The organism is Azoarcus sp. TTM-91, assembly GCF_012911025.1.
Lineage (GTDB): Bacteria > Pseudomonadota > Gammaproteobacteria > Burkholderiales > Rhodocyclaceae > Azoarcus.
In genome coordinates, this window is sequence record NZ_WUEI01000018.1 from 35,954 (window position 1) to 56,698 (window position 20,745).

Below are 20,745 nucleotides of genomic sequence, written 5' to 3' on the forward strand. Positions count from 1 at the left end.
ATGAGCCGGCTGCTGCATGACCTGCAGGCGGAACTGGCCGGCCTGCGTCAGCAATCCCTGCTGCGCCGCCGCCGCAGCAACGCCCTGCCCTGCGGCCCCTGGGCGGAAGTGGATGGTCGCAAGCTGCTGTCCTTCTGCAGCAACGACTACCTCGGCCTCGCCGGCACGCCGGAACTGGCCGCCGCGCTGGCGGCCGGCGCTCAGCGCTGGGGCACCGGCTCCGGCGCCTCCCACCTGGTCAGCGGCCACTACGACTGCCATGACGAACTGGAGCGGCAACTCGCCAGCTTCGTCGGCTGCGAGCAAGCGCTCTACTTCTCCACCGGCTACATGGCCAACAGCGGCGTCATCCCCGCCCTGGTCGGCCGCGGCGATGCCGTCTTCGCCGACCGCCTGAACCACGCCTCGCTGGTGGACGGCATGCTGCTCTCCCGCGCCGAGATGCACCGCTACCCGCATGCCGACTGTGCCGCGCTGGAGCGTCAGCTGGCCGCCAGCGCGGCAAAGCGCAAGCTCATCGTCACCGACAGCGTGTTCAGCATGGACGGCGACCTCGCCCCGCTGGCCGAGCTGCTCGCCCTGGCCGAGCGCCACGACGCCTGGCTGATGGTGGATGACGCCCACGGCTTCGGCGTGCTCGGCCCGCAGGGCCGCGGCGCGCTGGCCGCGCTCGGGCTGACCTCCTGGCGCCTGATCTACATCGGCACCCTGGGCAAGGCCGCCGGCGTCTCCGGCGCCTTCGCCGCTGGCCAGGCCGACGTCATCGAATGGCTGCTGCAGAAGGCACGCACCTACATCTTCACTACCGGCGCCCCGCCGGCGCTGGCTCAAGCCCTGCTCGCCAGCCTGGCACTGATCCGTGACGGCGACGGCCGCCGCGCCCACCTCGCCCTGCTGACAGCCACCCTGCGGGCACGGCTGGCCGGTGCGCGCTGGCCCCTGCTGCCCTCCTCCACCCCCATACAGCCGCTGGTGATAGGCGACAACGCCGCCGCGGTCGCGGTCGCACAGGGGCTGATGGAAGCCGGCCTGTGGGTGCCCGCCATCCGCCCGCCCACCGTGCCCGCTGGCAGCGCCCGCCTGCGCATCTCGCTGTCCGCCGCCCATAGCCTGGACGATGTGCATCGTCTGGCGGATGCGCTGCTGGAGCAGGAGCGCAGCCTGGATGCGCGGGGGCCAGCATGGTGAAGCGTCTGCCCGTCGTGCTGCTGCATGGCTGGGCCATGCGCCCCACGGTGTGGGCAGGCGTGCGCGCCCGGCTGTCTGCCGATACGCCGGTATACGCCCCCGCCTTGCCGGGTCACGGTGGCAACCCGGCCGTTGGCGCCAGCCTTGCCGCATGGAGCGATGCCCTGCTGGCCACGCTGCCGCCCCTGGCGGTGTACTGCGGCTGGTCGCTGGGCGGCATGCTGGCGCTGGACATCGCGGCGCGCAGTCCGGAGCGCGTCGCCGGGCTGCTGCTCGTCGGCACCACGCCGCGCTTCGTTGCCGACCCGGACTGGCCCCACGGTCTGGCGGCCGACACGGTGGCCGGCTTCCGCGCTGGCTATGCCGAAGCGCCAGAGGCGACGCTACGCCGCTTCCTCGCCTTGCAACTGCTGGGCGACCCCGCGCGCAAACGCCTGCAGCAGCCCCTGGCCGACGCCCTGGACCCGGCAGCAGCCCAAGGCGCAGTCGGGAGCGGAAGCGGCTTCGCCGACGGCCTGCGCCTCCTGGCCGAAAGCGATTTGCGACCGGCCGCCCGCGACATCCGCTGCCCGGTACGCCTCCTCCACGGTGCCGCCGACGCCCTGATGCCGGCCGGCGCGTCCCGCTGGCTGGCCAGTGAGCTACCCGCTGCCGGGCTGCATCTGCTGGAACAGGCCGGCCATGCCGTGCCGCTGAGCCACGCCGAGGCCTGCGCGACGCTGCTGGATGATTTCCGTGCAGCCTGAGGCGGAGGAGCGGCGCGCGCACAAGCGCGCAGTCCGCCAAGCCTTCGACCGGGCGGCCGCGAGCTATGACGCGGCGGCGGCGCTGCAGCGGGAAGTCAGCGCGCGGCTGGCGGATTTCGTCCTGGCACACGCCGCCGGGCCGACGCCACGCCGCATCCTGGACGGCGGCTGCGGCACCGGCCACGGCCAGGCGGCGCTGGCCCGCCTGTGGCCGCAGGCGGAGCGCATCGCGCTGGACTTCGCACCCGCCATGTTGGCCCACCTACCGGCCGGCGCCGCCGCGCGCCTGTGCGGTGATCTGGAAAGCCTGCCGCTTGCCGACGCCAGCCTGGACATCGTCTGGTCCAGCCTGGCCCTGCAATGGTGCGAGCCAGCCACCGCGCTGAGGGAAATCGCCCGCGTGCTGATGCCGGGCGGCCGCGCCTGGATCGCCACCCTGGGGCCAGAAACGCTGTGGGAGCTGCGCGCAGCCTTCGCTGCGGTGGATGACGACCGCCACGTCATCTCCTTCCATCCGCTCACCCACTGGCTGGAAAGCGCCGCGTACGCCGGGCTGGACTGTTCTGCGCAGGATGGCAGCAGGGTCTACGCCCAGGCAACGGACCTGAAGCGCCTGCTGCGCGATATCAAGCAGATCGGCGCCCACCGGACCGGCCCCGGCCGCCGGCGCAAGCCGCTCGGTCGCGCGGCCTGGAGCCGGCTGGAGTCCGCCTACGAGCGCCACCGCCTGCCCGACGGCAGCCTGCCGGCGAGCTACGACCTCATCCTCCTCTGCCTGGAGAAACCCGCATGACCCTGGCCCGCGCCTGGTTCGTCACCGGCACCGACACCGAGATCGGCAAGACCCACACCACCTGCGCCCTGCTCCATGCTGCCCGCGCCCAGGGGTTGAGCGCGCTGGGCATGAAGCCGGTCGCCGCCGGTACCGAACTGCGCAATGGCGAGTGGATCAATGAGGACGCCGCCCGCCTGCGGGAAGCCGGGAGCTTCGACCCCGGCCTGGCGCTGCTGAATCCTTGCTGTTTCCGCAGCCCCATCGCGCCACATATCGCCGCCCTGGAGGAAGGCCGCAGCATAGACCCCGCCCCCTTGCTGCGGGCCTTCGGCGAGCTGCGCCAAAAGGCGGACATCCTCCTGGTGGAAGGCGTCGGCGGCTTCCGCGTACCGCTGGGCGAGCATTACGACACCGCCGACCTCGCCCGCGACTTCGGCCTGCCGGTGATCCTGGTCGTCGGCATGCGGCTGGGCTGCATCAGCCATGCGCTGCTCACCGCCGAGGCCATACGGCAGCGCGGCCTTGAACTGGCCGGCTGGGTAGCGAACACCGTGGACCCGGCCATGCTGCGGTTCGACGACAACGTGGAGGCGCTGCGGCAACGGCTGCAGGCTCCGCTGCTGGGCGTGCTCCCCCACCTGGAACAGCCCGCGGAAGGTGCCGCGCGCAGCGGTTTGCACCTTCCCCGCTGAATGCGGGAATCAACGACAGGACGGCCATGGCCCCGGCCGCGCGAGCATGGGCCGGCGCCGGAGGGCTATACCCTCTCTCGTTCCTCGAGTGCAGTGTTGCAGCCACCAGCCAGCGCGCCCCGCTCCGCTCTCAAATTACCGCCTCCAGCCTCGCCCGCAGCGCGGCGGCCTGAGGGCGCGCAGCGCTGCTCTCGTTCATCGCCTTCATCCAATCCTCCAGCAACAGGCGCAACTCGGCGCTGTCGCGGCTGGCATCGATGCGCTCCATCAGGCTCAGCTTGGCGTAGGGGCCGCTGAAGGTCTTCAGGGTGTTGAGCATGAAATTGCGTGCCATCTGGTGGCGCGCGGCAGGGTCTTCCGGTACATCGGCGGGGCGCGTTGGCGTAGCCGGGGCAGGAGCGGCGGACGATGCGCTTTCTTGCGGAGCTGCTCCGGCGACCACCTCGATGTAGCCTTCGCGCTCCAGTTCGGCCAGGGTCTCAGCGAAAGCGGGATCGGGCAGCATGCACTGCAGTTCCGCGCTATCCCGTTTGCCATCCGCCAGGATCAGCAGGCGGCGTGCGCGCGGCCCCAGGGCCCCGCGGCGAACTTCCATTTCCTCCAGCCCTTTGCGGGTCTTGGCGTATGCCGGCATCGGCGTCTCCTCCTTTGGTGGAATCCTTGTCCCCGGAGCGGCTTGAAGACCGCTCTTTCTTTTGTGGCAAGGAGCTTCGCTGGAGGAAAACGACATTGTCAAGTCGACAACATCACAATCCGGACTAAGTCGTTCAGCCTAGGCGCGTCTGTCGGCGCTGTTCGAACAGGCAGATGGCGGCCGCGGCAGCGACGTTGAGGGACTCGACGCCCGCCGCCATGGGAATCAGCACGGTGGCATCGGCACGCTGCAGCAGTTCAGGAGACAGCCCCTGCCCCTCCGCGCCGAACAGCCAGGCCACCGGACCGTCCAGCGGAACTTCGTAGAGAGAGCGGGAAGCCGGCGCCAACGCGGTTGCCAGCACCCTGCCGGGGTAGCTCCGCAGCGCGGCAAGCAGATCGCAACGCTCGCAGATACGCAGCAGGAAGTGAGCGCCCATGCCGGCACGTAGCGCCCGCGGCGACCACGCCTGGGCGCAGCCTTCACCCAGCAGCACCTCGCCCAGCCCTGCGGCCGCGGCGGTGCGCAAGAGCGTGCCGAGGTTGCCTGGATCCTGCACGCCGTCCAGCACCAGGAGGGAGGCCGCGTCTGCGGATGGAGCCACCGGGTCTGGCAGGACAATCGCAGCGAGGATGCCGGAGGGCGCATCCACTGGGCTGATGTGGGCGAACAGGGCGTCCGGCAGCAAAACCGGCTCCAGCTGGGCCGGCAGCCGCGCGAGCAGGCTGGCGATTTCCGCTATCCCAATGGCGGACTCCGCGAGATAGACCGCTTGCAGCGGCCAGCCCGCGTCCAGCGCGGCAGCAAGCAGATGGGGCCCGTCCAGCAGCGTCAGCCCCTGCTTGCGCCGCTCCCGCGCGGAGTTGGCCACACCGTGGAGTTTCTTCAGCGTCGGGTTGTCGCGCGAGCTGATCGTCTTCACGCCGCCCTCAGAACGCCAGCCCCAAGGTGGCGGCGGCGATGGTGACCACGCCCAGCGCGAGGTTGAAGGCGACGCGCTGGCGGATGCGGTTCATCGCGATGGCGCCGCGGGCCCAGTCCTCCACCCGAACCGCCTGCTGCAGGCTGCGCCAGGGGCCGAACCAGATGGAGAGGAAGACGGCGATCATCACCAGGCCGGTAAAGGTCATCGCATGCCAGGCAGCGGGCGCCCGCGCAAAGCCGACCTCCATCAGCATCGCGCTGCCGGACAGCAGCAGGAGCACGATGGCTACCCAGACCAGCAGGAAGAAGCGCCCCAGCACCGCCGCCCACAGCGCCAGCCGCTGCGCCGGCGCGAGCGCTCCGAGCGCCGGTCGCAGACAGCCCCAGGCGAACGCCATGCCGCCCACCCAGGCCGTCACCGCCAGCACGTGCAGGAACAGCATGAGGTGGTGGAAGGTCATGCTTGCGGCTCCTCCACCCACAAGGGCGGATTGGCGATGACATCGCGCACCGGAGCGAAACTGCGGCGGTAGAAATCGGCGACGCCGTGCCGTCGCAGGGCGTCCAGGTGCGCGGCGGTCGGATAGCCCTTGTGGGCGGCGAGGCCGTAGTGGGGATAGAGGACGTCAAGCTCGCGCATCTGCCGGTCGCGTTCGGTCTTGGCCAGGATGGAGGCGGCGGAGATAGCCGGCTCGGTGGCGTCGCCCTTGACGATGGCGCGTACCGGGTAGGGCACCTCCGGGCAGCGGTTGCCGTCCACCAGCACCTCCCCGGGCACATGCCCCAGCGCGATCACCGCCCGCCGCATGGCCAGCATGCTGGCGTGCAGGATGTTGAGGCGGTCTATCTCCTCAACGCTGGCCTCTGCAACCGCCCAGGCGAGCGCCTGCTCGCGGATCTGCAGCGCCAGCCGTTCCCGTGCCCGCTCCGTCAGCTTCTTGGAGTCGGCCAGGCCTGCAATCGGCCGCAGCGGGTCCAGGATGACCGCGGCGGCCACCACCACGCCACACAGCGGGCCGCGGCCGGCCTCGTCCACCCCGCAGATCAATAAGGTCGTCATGCCGGCCGGTGCGCCGCGCGCCACTGAGGGTTGTCATCGAGATACGGCAGTATGGCGGCGGCGGCCTTCTCCGCGGTGTTCTGCCGCAGCGCAAGGTGCAACTCGGTGAAGCGTTGCTCCAGCTGCTCCCGGGCAGTTGCATCCGCCAGCCAGCCTTCAAGCGCATCGGCGAGTCGCTCTGGCGTGGCTTCGTCCTGCAACAGTTCGGGCACTATCGACTCGCCGCATAGCACGTTCGGCAGGCCCACCCAGGGCAGGTAGGCCATGCGTTTCATCAGCCGGTACTGCCATTTGCCCATGCGGTAAGTGATCACCATAGGACGCTTCAGCAGCGCCGCCTCCAGCGTTGCGGTGCCGCTGGCGACCAGCACCACATCTGCCGCAGTCATCGCGTCCACCGCGTGACCGAACAGCAGGCGTATCGGCAGTTCGCCGGCCTCCTGCCTGTGCATCGCCTCCTGGAACAGTTCGCGGGTTTCACGCGTGGCCAGCGGCACCAGGAAGACAGTGTCCGGATTGCGCTCCGCCATCAGGCGTGCGGTGGCGATGAAGGTCTCGCCAAGGTTGCGGACCTCCGACTGGCGGCTGCCAGGCAGCATGGCGACCACCCTGAGCTTGGCAGAGAGCCCCAGGCGCTCCCGCGCGGCAGCCCGGCTAGGCTCCAGCGGGAAAACGTCGGCCAGCGGATGGCCGACGTAGCTCACCGGCACGCCGGCCCTGTCGTAGATTTCGGGTTCGAAGGGGAACAAGCACAGCATGCGGGTGACCGAACGCGCGATGCGTTTGATCCTGCCACCCCGCCAGGCCCAGATCGAGGGGCTGACGAAGTGCACCGCAGGCAGGCCGGCAGACTTCACCTTGCCTTCCAGCCAAAGATTGAAATCGGGTGCATCCACGCCGATGAAGGCGGATGGGCGATTGCGCAGAATGTCCTTCAACAGCGCCTTGCGGATGCCCGAAAGCTCGCGGTAGCGCTTGAGCGCATCCACATAGCCGTGCACCGCCAGCAGTTCCGAGGGCCAGCGAGCGTCGAAACCCTCGGCCTGCATCTTGGGGCCGCCAATGCCGTAGAACTGCGCGTCCGGGCAGTGACGCTTGATGGCGCGGATCAGGTGGCTGGCAAGAAGGTCGCCGGAAGCTTCTCCGGCAACCATGGCGATACGGGGCGCCATGGCTTCACCGAACGATACCGCGACCGGAGGCGGCGATGAATTCGGCGAACAGGGCCACTTCCGGGAACTCGGCGGCGATCTCCGCAACTCGCTCCCGCGCCTCGCCCAGCTTGAGGCCGGAGCGATACAGCACACGATAGGCGCGCTTGATGGCGGCAATCCCTTCGCTGGAATAGCCGCGCCGCTTCAGCCCTTCGCTGTTGATGCCATGTGGCGCCGCCGGGTTGCCAGCGACAGTAACAAAGGGCGGCAGATCCTGCAGCAGCACGGTACCAACGCCGCAGAAGCTGTGGGCGCCGACGCGGCAAAACTGATGCACCCCGGTGAACCCACCGAGGATGGCCCAATCGCCCACGTGAACATGGCCGGCCAACGTAGCGTTATTGGCGAAGATGGTGTGATCGCCCACCTGGCAGTCATGCGCCACATGCACATAGGCCATGATCCAGTTGTCGCTGCCTAGGCGGGTAACCTGCGCATCCTGGCTGGTGCCGACGTTGAACGAGCAGTACTCGCGGATGGTGTTGCGATCACCTATTTCCAGTCGGGTCGGTTCATCGTCGTACTTTTTGTCCTGCGGCACCGCGCCGATGGAGCAGAACTGGAAGATCTCGTTGTCGCGGCCTATCCGGGTATGCCCCTCGACGACGACATGCGGACCGATGCGGCTGCCCTCGCCGATCTCGACGTGCTCGCCGATGATGGAATAGGCGCCGATCTCCACGTTGGCGCCCAGCTTGGCACCGGGATGAACGATCGCGGTCGGATGAATCATCACAGGGTCTTGAGCGCGCACATCAGTTCGGCTTCGGTGGCGATCTCGTCACCGACCCGGGCGACGCCCTTGTACTTGTAGATGTTGCGCTTGTTCTGGGTGATGGAGACGTCGAACAGCAACTGGTCACCCGGCACCACCGGGCGCTTGAAGCGGACGCCGTCGATACCGGCGAACAGCACCACCGAGTTCTCGTCCGGCTGCATTCCCATGGTCTTGAACGACAGCAGCGCTGCCGCCTGGGCCATGGCCTCGATGATCAGCACGCCCGGCATCACCGGGTGATGCGGGAAATGGCCGGGGAAAAAGGGCTCGTTCATGGTGACGTTCTTCAGCGCCAGGATGCGCTTGCCCTCCTCCAGTTCCAGCACCCGATCCACCAGCAGGAAGGGGTAACGGTGCGGCAGGTACTTGAGGATTTCGTTGATGTCCATGTCGTTCAGTTCGAGCTCTTTTCTTCGAGGCGTTGTTCGAGGGCGCGTATTCTATCCACCAGGGCATCCAGATGGCGAAGATGGGCGAAGTTTTTCACCCAGTCCGCGTGCCCCTGGACGGGAAGATTGGCGGTGTAGACACCGGGCTTGTTGATGGACTTGGTGACCAGGGTGCCAGCGGAGATCACCACGTCATCGACGATATGCAGGTGCCCGATGATGCCGGCCTGGCCGCCGACCATGCAGCGCGCACCAATGACAGTGCTGCCGGCAATCCCTACGCATCCCGCAATGGCGGTGTAATCGCCGATGCGGACGTTGTGGCCGATCTGGATCTGGTTGTCTATCTTCACACCCCTGCCGATCCAGGTGTCGTCCAGCGCGCCGCGGTCTATCGTGGTGTTGGCGCCGATCTCCACCTCATCGCCGATGACGACCCGGCCGACTTGGGGGATCTTCACCCAAGCGCCGCTTTTTTCGCGGGCAAAGCCGAAGCCATCCGAACCGATGACGGCACCGGAATGGATCAGGCAGTTCCGCCCGATCATGCAATCCGCGTAGATGGAGACTCGCGGAGAAATGCGGCTGCCCTGACCTACAACGCAATTTTTGCCGATGTAGCAGCCAGCGCCGATAACGACGTCTTCGCCGATCTCCGCGCCTGCTTCTATGACTGCCCCGGCAGCCACCGACACGGAGGCTGGAATGGCTGCCGAAACCGCCGCGGTCGGATGGATGCCGGGAAGCACCGTCTCAGGCGGGTTGAAGAACTGCGCGACGCGAGCGAAATACAGGTAGGGGTCCGGTGCTACGACGCGCGGCCGGTCTGCCAGCAAGTCACGCGCCGCGGGACCGACGATGACTGCCGCGGCCCGGCTGGACCTCAGCTTGGAGACGTAGCGGGGATTGGCGAGGAAGGAAAGATCACCCTCCCCCGCCTGATCAAGCGTGGCTACCCGCCGGACGACGACCTTGCCATCGCCGACGAGTTCTCCACCAAGGCGGGTGACCAGCTCTTCAAGACTGTACATGCGCCGCGGAGTGGAGTCTTACTTGCCCTCGGACAGGGACTTGATCACCTTGTCCGTGATGTCGATCCGCGGACTGGCATAGACCGCTTCCTGGAAGATGATGTCGAACTTCTCCGCTTCGGCGATCTGCTTCACCGTACGGTTGGCCTTGTCCAGAACCGACGCGAGTTCTTCGTTGCGACGCTGGTTCAAATCTTCGCGGAACTCGCGCTGCTTGCGCTGGAAATCGCGGTTCAGGTCGTTGAAGGAACGTTCCTTGTTGCGGCGATCAGCCTCGGCCATGGTCATGCCGTTGCGCTCGAGGTCTTCCTGCATGGATTGCAGGTCCTTGGCCATGCGCTGCATTTCCTGGTCGCGCTTCTCGAATTCCTTCTCCAGGCGCTGCTGGGCCCGCACTGCGGGCACCGCCTCCCGCATCACCCGGTCGGAATTGACGAACCCAATCTTGGTCTCGGCCGCCGCGGCGCTCTGGGCGGCGATTCCGAGCACTGCTGCTGCGAGAATGGAAAGGGTGCTGACTTTCACTTAAGCCTCCAACGAAAACGATAAGGGCTGCGGGCGTATCAGAACACCGAGCCCATCTGGAACTGGAACCGCTGGACCTCATCCTCGGATTTGGCATTCAGCGGGAAACCAACGCTGAACTTCAGCGGACCGATAGGCGAACTCCACGCAAACGCCAGTCCACTACTGTAGCGCAAGTCGCCGAACTTGAGCTTCTGGTCCTCGCCCCACACCTGGCCAGCGTCGAAGAAAGCGGAAATGCGGAAGGAGCGATCCATTCCGGCACCCGGCATCGGGAAGTAGAACTCCGCGTTGCCAACGACCTTGCGGGTGCCGCCCAGGGAGTCGCCATCGGTGTTGCGGTCGGTACCCAGCGAGCTCTGCTCGTAGCCGCGCACCGAGCCAATACCGCCCGCGTAGAAATTCTTGTAGAAAGGCATGGGCTTGCCACCGTAGCCCTTGGCCCAACCGAAGTCGCTATTGAGCATCAGCGCATAGTCCCGCCCGATCGGCAGCCAGTACTGGTATTGGTAGTTCAGCTTGCCGTAGCGGATATCGCCGCCGGGAACCGCGACTTCGCCGTAGATGCGTTGATAGATACCCTTGCGCGGATAGAGCACGCTGTCACGGCTATCGCGAGCCCAGCCAGCACTTGCGATCAAGCTCATCAAACCGCCGCAGTCATAGCTTTCGCAGAACTTGATGTACTGCGACGGGCTGTCGGAATAGGTGGTGATCCGGGTCCGGTCCAGGGTCAGGCCGAAGCTGATGCTGTCATCTTCCGCGATCGGATACCCCAGACGCAGGCCGACACCACTGGAAACCGTCTTGTACGGAGCCACCGAATAGGATTCTGACGGATCGTAGGTTCGGTGGTAGACATCCCACCCCAGACTGACGCCATCCACCGTGTAATACGGGTTGGTGAAGGACAAGGCATAGGTCCGGTTGGAAGCGCTGGTGTTCAGGCCCAGCGTCAGGGCGTTGCCGCTACCGAAAAGATTCTGCTGGGAAATGGAGGCCGACAGGACGACCTTTTCGGAACTGGAGAAGCCGGCGCCCAGCATCAGGTTGCCGGTCGCGCGCTCCTTGACGTTGAAGTTGGCGTCGACCTGGTCGGTCGTTCCCGGCACGGCAGGCGTTTCCACCGTGACCTCGTCGAAGAAGCCCAGCCGGTCTACCCGGGTGCGGGAGCGGTTGATCGCAGAGGCGTCGTACCAAGCGCCTTCCATCTGCCGCATCTCGCGGCGCACCACCTCGTCGCGCGTCTTGGTATTGCCGCCGACATTAATGCGGCGCACATACACCCGGCGGCCCGGATCCACGAACACGGTGAAAGCGACTTCGCGCTTCTCCTTGTCCACCTCGGGCGCAGCATTCACGTTGGCAAAGGCATAGCCCTCGTTGCCCAACTTGTCGGTCACCGCCTTGGTCGTCTCGGTGAGCTTCTCACGCGAGAAAATCTCACCCGGCTTGATGGTGCTCAGCGCCAGATAGTCGGACTCGGGCAGGATGAGGTCGCCAGTGAAGCGGACACCGGTGACGGTATAGACCTCGCCCTCGGTGATGCTGAGGGTGATGTAGATGTCCTTTTTGTCCGGGGTGATCGAAACCTGGGTCGAATCGATGTTGAAATCCAGATAGCCCCGGTTAAGGTAATACGAGCGCAGATTTTCCAGGTCGGCGGACAGCTTCTGGCGGGAATACTGGTCGTTCTTGGTGTACCAGGTGAGCCAGCCCGGCGTCGTCAACTGGAACAGATCCAGCAGGTCGTCCTCGTCGAAGGCCTTGGCGCCGATGATGCTGATCTGCTTGATCTTGGCGACTTCACCCTCGTCCACGGTGAAGTTGATGGAAACACGGTTGCGTTCCAGCGGGGTCACGGTGGTGGTGACGGTCGCCGCGTACTTGCCGCGGCTGAGGTACTGCCGCTTCAGTTCCTGCTCTGCCCGGTCCAGCAGCGCGCGGTCGAAAATACGGGATTCGGCCAGGCCGACTTCACGCAGGCCCTTCTTCAGCTGGTCCTTGTCGAATTCCTTCACGCCAACGAAATCGATCTGCGCGATCGCGGGGCGCTCATCCACCAACACGACGAGCACGTCGTTCTCGACTTCGATACGCACATCGCGGAAGAAGCCGGTAGCGAACAGGCCGCGGATAGCCTCTGCGGCCTGGCCTTCATCAAAACGCTCTCCAACCTTTACCGGCAGATAATTGAATACCGTACCGGCTTCGGTTCGCTGAATTCCTTCGACACGGATGTCTTTTACGGTGAACGGTTCGAAAGCAAGCGCCGGCGAAGCGGCAAAAAGGGCCGTGATCAGCCCGGACAGAAGCTTACGGTTCATTCTTCAGTTGTTCAGCCGGAAATGAGACGATTGATGTCGTTGTAGAAGGCGAATGCCATGAGCATTGCGAGGAGAGCGAGACCGATTTGTTGACCGATCTCCATGATGCGTTCCGGAATCGGACCGCCCTTGATGATCTCCACCACATAATACAGTAAATGCCCACCATCCAGCACCGGGATGGGGAGCAGGTTCAGCACGCCCAGGCTTATGCTGATGAGGGCGACGAACTTCAGATAGTGGCTGAGTCCGAGCTGGGCCGTCTGGCCCGCATAGTCGGCGATGGTGACCGGGCCGGAGAGGTTCTTCCAGGACACCTCGCCGGTCAGCATCCGCCCCATCATCTTCAGGCTGAGGACACTGGTTTCCCAAGTCTGAGATATCGCCTTGACCAGCCCCTGCATCGGGCCATAGCTCACCACGGCGAACATCGACAGGCCGCCATGGACGGGCTCGGCAACCGCCACGCCGATACGGCCGATCTGCTGGCCGTTCTCATTCGCCAGCTCGGGCACTACCTCGAATTGGAGCTGCCGCCCTTCCCGCACCACATCCAGGGCCACAGATCTCCCGCCGGCCTCGCGGATTTTGCCGACGAGGTCCGTCCAGGAGCTGATGGCCGCGCCGTCTATCCGCAGCACCTCATCCCCGACACGCAGCCCGGCGCGATCAGCCGCAGCGCCCGCCACCAGCTTGCCGATGACCGGCGGAATCGCCGGTCGCCACGGCTTGAGGCCCATCCGGGTAATCAGGTCTTCTCCGCCGTCATCTATCGGCAGACCGGTGAGATCGAGCACCCGCACTGCGGGCCGCTCCTCAAGCGTCGTCACATGGAGTTCCACCTTCCGGCTCTCCAGCGCGTGGCGCAACAGCGCCCACCGCAGCTCCTGCCAACTGCGGACCTCCTCGCCGTCGACCATCCCCACCAGATCACCCTCGACGATCCCCGCTGCTACCGCAGGGGAGTTCTCACCGGCTATCGCAAGCCGCGGACGCAACTCCTCGGTTCCCGCCACGAAAACGCCCCAATACACCGCGATCGCCAACAGGAAATTGGCCAGGGGTCCTGCCGCAACGATGGCGAAGCGCCGCCAGACGCTCTTGCGATTGAACGCGCGGTGCAACTCTTCTGGCGGGACCTCGCCCTCCCGCTCGTCCAGCATTTTTACGTAGCCGCCCAACGGAAACGCGGAGAGTGCCCACTCGGTGCCATCCCGTCCCGCCTTGCGGACAAGCAATGGACGCCCGAAACCGATGGAGAAGCGCAGCACCTTCACACCGCACCACCGGGCGACGAGGTAATGCCCCAACTCATGAACCAGAATCAGGACACCGAGGGCAACGGCGAAAGGAATCAGATAGTTCAGCAGGGACATCAGGTAGCCTGGCGTAGTCGTATCTCGTTGCGCGCATACTCCCGCGCGCAGGCGTCGGCAGCGAGCACCGACTCGAGCGAATCGACCGTAAGCGCCCCGGCACGTTCCATACACGCTGCGATCACTTCCGGAATCTGCAGGAAGCCGATTCGACGCTCCAGGAAGGCCGCGACAGCCTCTTCATTGGCAGCATTCAGCACAGCCGCAGCAGCACCGCCGGCCCGCAACGCCTCGTAGGCCAGCGCGAGACAAGGAAAGCGGGAGAAATCCGGCCGCTCGAAAGTCATCCGCGCGACCTCGAAGAGGTCCAGCGCCTTGACGCCCGAATCGATGCGGTCAGGCCAGGCCAGCGCATGCGCGATGGGCGTGCGCATGTCTGGATTGCCCAGTTGCGCCAGCACCGAGCCATCCTCGTAATCCACCATCGAATGGATGACGCTCTGCGGGTGGACGACCACTTCGATCCGCTCCGCCGGCACGCCGAACAACCAGTGAGCCTCGATCACCTCCAGGCCCTTGTTCATCATCGTCGCCGAGTCAACCGAGATCTTCCGCCCCATGACCCAGTTCGGATGCGCACAAGCCTGCTCGGGGCTCACCTGCTCCAGCTGCGACAACGGCGTCTCGCGGAAGGGGCCGCCCGAGGCGGTCAGCAGCACGCGGCGAACGCCGTGAGAGCCTGGATTGCGGCGAAAACTCCCGGGCAGCGACTGGAACACCGCGTTGTGCTCGCTATCGATCGGCAGGAGTGTGGCGCCAGCCCTCTCCACTGCATCGATAAACAGCTGCCCCGACAGCACCAAGGCTTCCTTGTTGGCCAGCAGAACTTTCTTCCCCACGCGGGCTGCAGCCAGCGTAGGCGCCAACCCCGCCGCCCCCACGATAGCAGCCATTACCGCATCCACATCTGCGTGACTGGCGACATCCACCAACGCATGCTCGCCGTGCAGCACCTCGGTCTTGCTGCCGGCCTCCTTCAGAGCTTGCCGCAGGGAAGCTGCCGCCGTCTCGTCCCGCATTACCGCGTAACGCGGCGAAAAGCGCAGACACTGCGCCTGGAGCTTCTCCCACTGCCGGCTGGCGGTCAGCGCGAAAACGGTAAAACGGTCTGGATGACGAGCGACGACATCCAGCGTGCTGACGCCGATCGAGCCAGTGGCCCCGAGAACGGTAAGTTGCTGCGGACGAATTGAGGACATCTGGAAAAGGGAATCGGTTACCTGTCAGGCAATCAGCAGCAGGGTTCCGAGTCCGATCAGGGGCAAGGTGGACGTCAGGCTGTCGATGCGATCCAGCACACCGCCGTGGCCGGGGAGCAACGTACCGCTGTCCTTCATGCCTGCCTGCCGCTTTAGCAAGGACTCGAAAAGATCTCCGATGATGCTGACCGCGGTTACGAGCACAAGGACAGGCGCAAGCAGGAGCAGATTAGCAATCGGCTGCGTCACGCCACCCAGAGAAAACGCCACTATGTAACCAAAAACCACCACGCCTGCCGCCGCGCCGTAGGCTCCCTCCCATGTCTTGCCCGGGCTGATCGCCGGCGCCAGCTTGCGCCGGCCAAAGGCACGGCCGGAGAAATAAGCCGCTATGTCTGCGACCCAGACGATCGCCATGGCCGCGAGCAGCAGCCAGGGCCCGAACTGCCTGAGGTGCGCCAAAGCGAGCGCCGGCGGCAGCAGCACGAGCGCTCCGACCAGGACAGCCAGTGCCGGCGAAGAAAGACGCCACTTGCTCTTCAGCCACAGCGGCACTACCAACAGCCAGAACAGGACGCTCAAGCCATAAATGGGGAAAAGCAGGGTTGGATCAGCGCTTTGCTCAGTCAGCCCTGCGAAATGCCCGATCAGGAAGCAAAGGATGGCGGCTCCCGCACTGAAGACAACGCTCCGAGACGAACGAAAGCCGGCGAGCGCCCCCCACTCCCAGGCACCGGCAAAACATACCAGCGCACAAAAACCCAGCCAGGCAGCAGGAGGAAGCAGAAATAGGACGGCCAGCAGGCCGAACAGGAGAACCAGCGCGGTGATGACCCGCGTTTTAAGCATGATGCCCCGGATCCGATGCCGCCGTTGTCTCCACTGCTGCGACGGGCTCACGCAACTGCTCGCTAGTGCGGCCGAAGCGGCGCTCGCGGCCACCATAGGAGGCGATGGCCTGATCCAGCGCACTGACATCAAAGTCGGGCCACAGGGTCTCGGTGAAGAACAGCTCGGTATAGGCAAGCTGCCACAGCAGGAAATTGCTGATGCGCTGCTCACCGCCGGTGCGAATGAAAAGATCCGGCTCCGGGGCGTAGCTCATCGACAGTTCCGCAGCGAGCTCCTGCTCGGTGAACTCGCCGGCGCGATCTGGCGCCCGGGCGCTCATTTTATTGACGGCCTGCATGATGTCCCAGCGGCCACCGTAATTGGCGGCGACCGTCAGCGTGAAACGCTCATTGGCCGCGGTGAGCTCTTCTGCTGACCGGATGATCTCCACCAGCTTGGGATCGAAACGCGACAAATCGCCAACCACGCGGAAACGGATGCCGTTCTGATGCAGGCGCGTCACCTCCTTGCGCAGCGACTTCATGAAGAGCTGCATCAGGAAAGACACTTCGTCCACCGGCCTGCGCCAGTTCTCGGAGCTGAAGGCGAACAAAGTAAGGTACTCGACCCCGCGTTCCATGCAGGCGCGGATCACGGTCCGCACCGTTTCCACGCCCCGGCTATGGCCAGCGACGCGGGGCATGAAGCGCTTGCGGGCCCAGCGGCCGTTGCCATCCATGATGATGGCGATGTGACGCGGCACCGTTGATACCTCGGGAATATCCCGAGTGGAACTGCTAAAACGCGCGTCGGCCAAGATCCGCCTCCTGTGTTTCGCCCGGTTGTTGCAAGACCGGCCGAAGGGCTCAGATCTGCATCAGTTCCTGTTCTTTCTGCGACAGCAGCTTGTCGATCTCGGCGACATAGCGGTCGGTCAGCTTCTGGATATCGTCCTCGGCACGGCGCTCGTCGTCCTCGGAAATGGTCTTGTCCTTGACGGCATCCTTCAGTTGCTGATTGGCATCCCGACGCAGATTGCGCACGGCGATCTTGGCGCCCTCGCCTTCCTGGCGGACGACCTTGGTCAGGTCACGACGGCGCTCCTCGGTCAAGGCCGGCATCGGCACCCGGATCAGCTCGCCCATCGTAGCCGGGTTGAGGCCGAGATCGCTATCGCGGATCGCCTTCTCGACCTTGCCCACCATGCTCTTTTCCCAGGGCTGCACGCCAATGGTGCGGGCATCGATCAGGGTCACGTTCGCCACCTGGTTCACCGGAACCAGGCTGCCGTAATACTCGACCATGACGTGATCGAGCAGGCCGGTATGCGCACGGCCGGTGCGGATCTTGGCGAGGTCGGTCTTGAGCGCCTCGACCGACTTCTGCATCTTCTGTTCGGTCGTCTTCTTCAGCTCGGGAGTCATGCTCGCTTCCTCAGGAGTGGACCAATGTGCCTTCGTCTTCGCCCATCACCACGCGCGTGAGCGCGCCGGGCTTGAAGATGGAAAACACGTTGATCGGCAGTTTCTGGTCGCGGCAGAGGGCAAACGCAGTGGCATCAAGCACCGCCAGGTTGCGGCCGATGGCTTCGTCGAAGCTGATGCGGTGATAGCGCTGAGCCTGCGGATCCTTCTTCGGATCCGCGGTATAGACGCCATCCACCTTGGTCGCCTTCAGCACGATCTGGGCACCGATCTCGGAACCGCGCAGCGCGGCAGCGGTATCGGTGGTGAAGAACGGATTGCCTGTGCCAGCGGCGAAAATCACCACCCGGCCTTCTTCGAGGTGGCGGATCGCCCGTCCCCGGATGTAGGGCTCGACCACTTGATCGATACGCAGCGCCGACTGCACGCGGGCCTCGAGGTCGTTACGGCGCATCGCGTCGGCCAGTGCCATCGCGTTCATCACCGTCGCCAGCATGCCCATGTAGTCGGCCGTAGCGCGGTCCATGCCGGAGGCCGCGCCCTTCATGCCACGAAAAATGTTGCCGCCGCCGATCACCACACCCACCTGCACACCGAGGCGGTTCACCTCGGTGATCTCGGCAACGATGCGGCTGACGACCTCCTCATTGATGCCGTAGGCGTCATCGCCCATCAGGGCTTCACCGGAGAGCTTGAGCAGGATGCGCTTGTATGCGGCGGCGGACATGTACGCTGCTCCTTACTTCTGGGCAGCGGCGGCCTGGGCGGCCACTTCGGCGGCGAAGTCGGTGACCTTCTTCTCGATCCCCTCGCCCACCAGATAGAGCACGAAGCTGCCGACGGAGGCGTTGCGCGCCTTCAGCAGCTGCTCGATGGTCTGCTTGCCGTCCTCGGCCTTCACGAACACCTGGGCCAGCAGCGTGACTTCCTTCAGGAACTTCTGCACGGTGCCGTCGGCGATCTTCTCCAGCATGGCTTCGGGCTTGTTGTCGGCGCGAGCCTTTTCGATCGCCACGCGGCGCTCGGTGTCGATCAGATCCTGCGACACGCCGGAAGCATCCAGCGCCTTCGGCTTGGACGCGGCGATATGCATCGCGATGTCCTTGCCCAGCTGTTCATCACCGCCAACCAGGTCCAGCAGCACGCCAACCTTGGCGCCGCCGTGGATGTAGCTGTACAGCTGACCCTTGGCCTCGATGCGGGCAAAGCGGCGCAGGGACATGTTTTCGCCGATCTTGCCGACCAGCGCGGCGCGGGTCGACTCGATGGTGCCTTCACCGAAGGGCAGCGCAGACAGCGCGGCAACGTCGGCCGGGCTCTGGCTGACGACCAGATCGGCCGCACCCTTGACCAGCGCGAGGAAGTCGTCGTTCTTGGCCACGAAGTCGGTCTCGCAATTGACTTCGATGATTGCGCCCTGCTTGCCATCGGCGGACACGCTGACGGCCACGATGCCTTCAGCGGCAACGCGGGCGGCCGCCTTGGAGGCCTTGTTGCCCAGCTTGACGCGCAGAATCTCTTCAGCCTTGCCCATATCGCCGGCAGCTTCGGCCAGGGCTTTCTTGCATTCCATCATCGGCGCGTCGGTCTTCTCGCGCAGTTCCTTGACCATGCTTGCGGTGATTTCCGCCATGCTAACTCCTGGGATCTCAGTCAAATCCGGCGGCTCCAGGCCGCCGGTATTCGGTTTTCTATCGGGAAGGAGAACCTTCCGGAATCAGGCCTGCTGTTCCTGCGTGCCGTCTTCTTCGACTTCGACGAATTCGTCGGCGCCGGCGGCAACGATTTCCTGCAGCACCTGGCTGCGGCCTTCCAGCACCGCATCGGCCACGCCGCGGGCGTACAGGCGGATGGCGCGGGAGGAGTCGTCGTTACCCGGGATCACGTAGTCAATACCTTCGGGGGAGTGGTTGGTATCCACCACGGCCACGACCGGAATACCCAGCTTCTGGGCTTCGGTGACGGCGATCTTGTGGTAGCCCACGTCGATGATGAACAGCGCGTCCGGCAGGCCGCCCATGTCCTTGATGCCGCCGATGCTCTTCTGCAGCTTTTCGAGCTCGCGGGTCACGGTCAGCGCTTCGCGCTTGGACAGACGCTCGATGGAACCGTCTTCGATCATCGCCTCGATTTCCTTCAGGCGCTTGATGGACTGCTTGACCGTCTTGAAGTTGGTCAGCATGCCGCCCAGCCAGCGCTCGTCTACGAAGGGCATGCCGGCGCGGCGGGCTTCCTCGGCGATGATCTCGCGAGCCTGGCGCTTGGTGCTGACAAAGAGGATGGTGCCGCGGTTGGAAGCGAGCTTGCGCACGAAGCTCATCGCTTCGGTGTACTTCACCATCGTCTTTTCGAGGTTGACGATGTGGATCTTGTTGCGCTGGCCGAAGATGTACGGGGCCATGCGGGGATTCCAGAAGCGGGTCTGGTGGCCGAAATGGACGCCCGCTTCGAGCATCTGACGCATCGTGACAGTCATTGTGTAACTCCGAATTGAAGGTTGAGCCTCCGCCTCCGGGGCGCCCTCAAAAGGAACTTCCATCGACAGGAAAGCTCTCCATCGGGTGGCGCCACTCACCGGAAAAGGGCGCGCCGGAATTCCCGGAGCACAACTCTTTCCCGGACCTTCCCGCCGCTTGCGATGAAGCAGCAGCCAGGAGGCGTGTGGATTTTGTCCGCCAAAGCAGACAAGCCCGCGATGATATCACTGCCACATGACGCTTCTCAAGGCCGAAACCGTTACCAGGTTTGCCCGGCCGGGGCGCATGCGCTAGCCTTGATACCTTTTTCGAGCCCCGATCCCGCCCATGAGCATCGTCATCAAGACCCCCGAAGAAATCGAGAAGATGCGGGTGGCCTGCCGCCTTGCTGCCGAGGTGCTGGACTATATCGAGCCCTTCGTGAAACCGGGCGTGACGACAGGCGAGCTCGATCGGCTCTGCCATGAATATATGGTGCAGGTTCAAGGCACCGTGCCGGCACCGCTCAATTATGCGCCGCCAGGCTACACGCCCTACCCCAAGGCCATCTGCAGCTCGGTCAATCATCAGGTCTGCCACGGCGTTCCGGGGGACAAAGCGCTGAAGAAGGGCGACATCGTCAACCTGGACATCACGGTGATCACGCCGGACGGCTTCCACGGCGACACCAGCCGCATGTTCATCGTCGGCGGTGAGGCCAGCATCCTGGCCAAGCGCCTGTGCCAGGTCACTTACGAATGCATGTGGCTGGGAATCGCAGCCGTCCGCCCTGGCGGCCGGCTGGGCGACATCGGCGCCGTCATCCAGAAGCATGCGGAAGGCAACGGTTTCTCCGTTGTGCGCGAATTCTGCGGCCACGGCCTGGGGCGCAAGTTCCACGAGGAACCCCAGGTACTGCACTACGGCAAGGCGGGCACCGGCGTCGAGCTGCTGCCGGGCATGATCTTCACCATCGAGCCGATGATCAACGCGGGCAAGGCAGCCATTTCCGAACTGCCGGACGGCTGGACCATCGTCACCAAGGATCGCAGCCTCTCCGCCCAGTGGGAGCATGCGGTACTCGTCACCGACAATGGCGCGGAAGTTCTGACCGTCTCCGCGAAATGCCCGCCACCGCCGGCCCTGGTTGCCGCAAGCTTCGCCTGAGGGAGCGCG

General features: G+C 65.0%; 23 protein-coding genes. 5 read left to right on the top strand and 18 right to left on the bottom strand.

All coding sequences use genetic code 11. From position 1 onward, the window contains the following. From bioF to bioD, 4 genes are read left to right on the top strand one after another with little or no spacing between them, the layout of a single operon-like run. Positions 1-1,188: an 8-amino-7-oxononanoate synthase gene (gene bioF, locus GRF61_RS07630; protein WP_169150076.1), complete on the top strand. Its 1,188-nt coding sequence runs from the start codon at positions 1-3 to the stop codon at positions 1,186-1,188. Continuing rightward, a complete protein-coding gene (locus tag GRF61_RS07635; RefSeq protein WP_211165805.1) occupies positions 1,182-1,934 on the top strand; it encodes an alpha/beta fold hydrolase in 753 nt (250 codons plus the stop codon). The genes bioF and GRF61_RS07635 overlap by 7 nt, the downstream gene beginning before the upstream one ends. Next, positions 1,924-2,727, top strand: coding sequence for a methyltransferase domain-containing protein (locus tag GRF61_RS07640; RefSeq protein WP_348982362.1), 804 nt, complete (start codon positions 1,924-1,926; stop codon positions 2,725-2,727). Before GRF61_RS07635 ends, GRF61_RS07640 begins: the two co-directional genes overlap by 11 nt. Further along, entirely contained in the window at positions 2,724-3,401 is a 678-nt protein-coding gene (gene bioD / locus GRF61_RS07645; RefSeq protein WP_169150078.1) for a dethiobiotin synthase, read from the top strand. The genes GRF61_RS07640 and bioD overlap by 4 nt, the downstream gene beginning before the upstream one ends. A 130-nt stretch (positions 3,402-3,531) precedes the next feature. Here bioD and GRF61_RS07650 read toward each other — a convergent pair whose 3' ends face one another. From GRF61_RS07650 to rpsB, 18 genes are all read right to left on the bottom strand, one after another. Beyond that, the gene (locus GRF61_RS07650) at positions 3,532-4,035 is read right to left on the bottom strand and encodes a hypothetical protein (protein ID WP_169150079.1); all 504 of its coding nucleotides are present in this window, start codon (positions 4,033-4,035) and stop codon (positions 3,532-3,534) included. Between the two features lie 133 nt (positions 4,036-4,168). Beyond that, a complete protein-coding gene (locus GRF61_RS07655; protein ID WP_169150080.1) occupies positions 4,169-4,957 on the bottom strand; it encodes an RNA methyltransferase in 789 nt (262 codons plus the stop codon). Between the two features lie 7 nt (positions 4,958-4,964). Beyond that, entirely contained in the window at positions 4,965-5,420 is a 456-nt protein-coding gene (locus tag GRF61_RS07660) for a CopD family protein (protein ID WP_169150081.1), read from the bottom strand. Continuing rightward, positions 5,417-6,019: a ribonuclease HII gene (gene rnhB / locus GRF61_RS07665; protein ID WP_169150082.1), complete on the bottom strand. Its 603-nt coding sequence runs from the start codon at positions 6,017-6,019 to the stop codon at positions 5,417-5,419. Before rnhB ends, GRF61_RS07660 begins: the two co-directional genes overlap by 4 nt. Further along, on the bottom strand, positions 6,016-7,191 hold the full coding sequence (gene lpxB, locus GRF61_RS07670; RefSeq protein WP_169150083.1) for a lipid-A-disaccharide synthase: 1,176 nt from the start codon (positions 7,189-7,191) through the stop codon (positions 6,016-6,018). Before lpxB ends, rnhB begins: the two co-directional genes overlap by 4 nt. Before the next feature lie 4 nt (positions 7,192-7,195). Then, positions 7,196-7,966, bottom strand: a complete 771-nt coding sequence (lpxA, locus tag GRF61_RS07675; RefSeq protein ID WP_169150084.1) for an acyl-ACP--UDP-N-acetylglucosamine O-acyltransferase — start codon at positions 7,964-7,966, stop codon at positions 7,196-7,198. After that, entirely contained in the window at positions 7,966-8,400 is a 435-nt protein-coding gene (gene fabZ, locus GRF61_RS07680; RefSeq protein WP_133594901.1) for a 3-hydroxyacyl-ACP dehydratase FabZ, read from the bottom strand. Before fabZ ends, lpxA begins: the two co-directional genes overlap by 1 nt. A 5-nt stretch (positions 8,401-8,405) precedes the next feature. Beyond that, positions 8,406-9,431 carry a UDP-3-O-(3-hydroxymyristoyl)glucosamine N-acyltransferase gene (gene lpxD, locus GRF61_RS07685; RefSeq protein ID WP_169150085.1) on the bottom strand — a complete coding sequence of 342 codons (1,026 nt, stop codon included), beginning with the start codon at positions 9,429-9,431 and terminating at the stop codon, positions 8,406-8,408. An 18-nt stretch (positions 9,432-9,449) separates the two neighbouring features. Then, complete coding sequence (locus tag GRF61_RS07690; protein ID WP_169150086.1) at positions 9,450-9,956, bottom strand: OmpH family outer membrane protein; 507 nt, start codon at positions 9,954-9,956, stop codon at positions 9,450-9,452. Positions 9,957-9,994: 38 nt separating this feature from the next. Further along, the gene (gene bamA, locus GRF61_RS07695; protein ID WP_169150087.1) at positions 9,995-12,283 is read right to left on the bottom strand and encodes an outer membrane protein assembly factor BamA; all 2,289 of its coding nucleotides are present in this window, start codon (positions 12,281-12,283) and stop codon (positions 9,995-9,997) included. Positions 12,284-12,294: 11 nt separating this feature from the next. Continuing rightward, positions 12,295-13,659, bottom strand: a complete 1,365-nt coding sequence (gene rseP, locus GRF61_RS07700; RefSeq protein ID WP_169150088.1) for an RIP metalloprotease RseP — start codon at positions 13,657-13,659, stop codon at positions 12,295-12,297. Beyond that, positions 13,659-14,858: a 1-deoxy-D-xylulose-5-phosphate reductoisomerase gene (ispC, locus tag GRF61_RS07705; RefSeq protein ID WP_169150089.1), complete on the bottom strand. Its 1,200-nt coding sequence runs from the start codon at positions 14,856-14,858 to the stop codon at positions 13,659-13,661. The genes rseP and ispC overlap by 1 nt, the downstream gene beginning before the upstream one ends. 24 nt (positions 14,859-14,882) lie before the next feature. Beyond that, positions 14,883-15,707, bottom strand: a complete 825-nt coding sequence (locus GRF61_RS07710; RefSeq protein ID WP_169150090.1) for a phosphatidate cytidylyltransferase — start codon at positions 15,705-15,707, stop codon at positions 14,883-14,885. Beyond that, on the bottom strand, positions 15,700-16,506 hold the full coding sequence (uppS, locus tag GRF61_RS07715; protein WP_211165806.1) for a polyprenyl diphosphate synthase: 807 nt from the start codon (positions 16,504-16,506) through the stop codon (positions 15,700-15,702). Before uppS ends, GRF61_RS07710 begins: the two co-directional genes overlap by 8 nt. 49 nt (positions 16,507-16,555) lie before the next feature. Beyond that, entirely contained in the window at positions 16,556-17,113 is a 558-nt protein-coding gene (frr, locus tag GRF61_RS07720; RefSeq protein ID WP_169150091.1) for a ribosome recycling factor, read from the bottom strand. Between the two features lie 10 nt (positions 17,114-17,123). Continuing rightward, positions 17,124-17,840: a UMP kinase gene (gene pyrH, locus GRF61_RS07725; RefSeq protein ID WP_133594909.1), complete on the bottom strand. Its 717-nt coding sequence runs from the start codon at positions 17,838-17,840 to the stop codon at positions 17,124-17,126. 12 nt (positions 17,841-17,852) lie between these two features. Next, complete coding sequence (gene tsf / locus GRF61_RS07730) at positions 17,853-18,746, bottom strand: translation elongation factor Ts (RefSeq protein ID WP_169150092.1); 894 nt, start codon at positions 18,744-18,746, stop codon at positions 17,853-17,855. An 84-nt stretch (positions 18,747-18,830) separates the two neighbouring features. Next, complete coding sequence (gene rpsB, locus GRF61_RS07735; protein WP_169150093.1) at positions 18,831-19,589, bottom strand: 30S ribosomal protein S2; 759 nt, start codon at positions 19,587-19,589, stop codon at positions 18,831-18,833. A gap of 328 nt (positions 19,590-19,917) precedes the next feature. On the opposite strand from rpsB, the gene map reads away from it, so the two are divergent. Beyond that, positions 19,918-20,736, top strand: a complete 819-nt coding sequence (gene map, locus GRF61_RS07740) for a type I methionyl aminopeptidase (RefSeq protein WP_169150094.1) — start codon at positions 19,918-19,920, stop codon at positions 20,734-20,736. The last annotated feature ends 9 nt before the right edge of the window (positions 20,737-20,745 follow it).

Coding starts and splice junctions, on each gene's coding strand:
- bioF (WP_169150076.1), top strand. CDS start 1: ATGAGCCGGCTGCTGCATGACCTGCAGGCGGAACTGGCCGGCCTGCGT.
- GRF61_RS07635 (WP_211165805.1), top strand. CDS start 1,182: ATGGTGAAGCGTCTGCCCGTCGTGCTGCTGCATGGCTGGGCCATGCGC.
- bioD (WP_169150078.1), top strand. CDS start 2,724: ATGACCCTGGCCCGCGCCTGGTTCGTCACCGGCACCGACACCGAGATC.
- GRF61_RS07650 (WP_169150079.1), bottom strand. CDS start 4,035: ATGCCGGCATACGCCAAGACCCGCAAAGGGCTGGAGGAAATGGAAGTT.
- GRF61_RS07660 (WP_169150081.1), bottom strand. CDS start 5,420: ATGACCTTCCACCACCTCATGCTGTTCCTGCACGTGCTGGCGGTGACG.
- rnhB (WP_169150082.1), bottom strand. CDS start 6,019: ATGACGACCTTATTGATCTGCGGGGTGGACGAGGCCGGCCGCGGCCCG.
- lpxB (WP_169150083.1), bottom strand. CDS start 7,191: ATGGCGCCCCGTATCGCCATGGTTGCCGGAGAAGCTTCCGGCGACCTT.
- lpxA (WP_169150084.1), bottom strand. CDS start 7,966: ATGATTCATCCGACCGCGATCGTTCATCCCGGTGCCAAGCTGGGCGCC.
- fabZ (WP_133594901.1), bottom strand. CDS start 8,400: ATGGACATCAACGAAATCCTCAAGTACCTGCCGCACCGTTACCCCTTC.
- lpxD (WP_169150085.1), bottom strand. CDS start 9,431: ATGTACAGTCTTGAAGAGCTGGTCACCCGCCTTGGTGGAGAACTCGTC.
- bamA (WP_169150087.1), bottom strand. CDS start 12,283: ATGAACCGTAAGCTTCTGTCCGGGCTGATCACGGCCCTTTTTGCCGCT.
- rseP (WP_169150088.1), bottom strand. CDS start 13,659: ATGTCCCTGCTGAACTATCTGATTCCTTTCGCCGTTGCCCTCGGTGTC.
- ispC (WP_169150089.1), bottom strand. CDS start 14,858: ATGTCCTCAATTCGTCCGCAGCAACTTACCGTTCTCGGGGCCACTGGC.
- GRF61_RS07710 (WP_169150090.1), bottom strand. CDS start 15,707: ATGCTTAAAACGCGGGTCATCACCGCGCTGGTTCTCCTGTTCGGCCTG.
- frr (WP_169150091.1), bottom strand. CDS start 17,113: ATGACTCCCGAGCTGAAGAAGACGACCGAACAGAAGATGCAGAAGTCG.
- pyrH (WP_133594909.1), bottom strand. CDS start 17,840: ATGTCCGCCGCCGCATACAAGCGCATCCTGCTCAAGCTCTCCGGTGAA.
- tsf (WP_169150092.1), bottom strand. CDS start 18,746: ATGGCGGAAATCACCGCAAGCATGGTCAAGGAACTGCGCGAGAAGACC.
- rpsB (WP_169150093.1), bottom strand. CDS start 19,589: ATGACTGTCACGATGCGTCAGATGCTCGAAGCGGGCGTCCATTTCGGC.
- map (WP_169150094.1), top strand. CDS start 19,918: ATGAGCATCGTCATCAAGACCCCCGAAGAAATCGAGAAGATGCGGGTG.